At 71.8% G+C, this 340-nt stretch carries 1 protein-coding gene; it reads left to right on the top strand.

Annotated features, from left to right (window positions below; translation table 11 throughout):
* Nucleotides 1–340, top strand: a 340-nt coding sequence (locus tag EN807_RS33580) for a substrate-binding domain-containing protein (protein WP_189522688.1), incomplete at both ends; no start/stop codon positions are given.

The following is a 340-nucleotide window of genomic DNA, read 5'->3' on the forward strand; positions in this document are numbered from 1 at the left end:
GCGGTTATTCGCGGCTCGGCTTCATCGGCGGCGACACTTCGCGCGACACGCGCGGCCTCGACCGCCGGCGCGGCTTCGTGGCGGCGCTGCAGGACCGCGGCCTCGACGCCTCGCGCGTCATCGCCTCCGGCGTGCCGCCGATCTCGATGCGCGAGGGCGCTGCCGCCATGGTCGAGATGATCTCGCGCTGGCCGGACACCCAGGCGGTGATGTGCGTGTCGGACCTTTCCGCCTTCGGCGCGCTGATGGAATGCCTGCGGCGCGGCATCCGCGTTCCCGACGACGTCGCAATCGCCGGCTTCGGCGCCTATGACCTTGCCGAGCAGTCGGTGCCGTCGAT

It is taken from the genome of Mesorhizobium sp. M5C.F.Ca.ET.164.01.1.1, from assembly GCF_004792125.1.
Lineage (GTDB): Bacteria > Pseudomonadota > Alphaproteobacteria > Rhizobiales > Rhizobiaceae > Mesorhizobium > Mesorhizobium wenxiniae.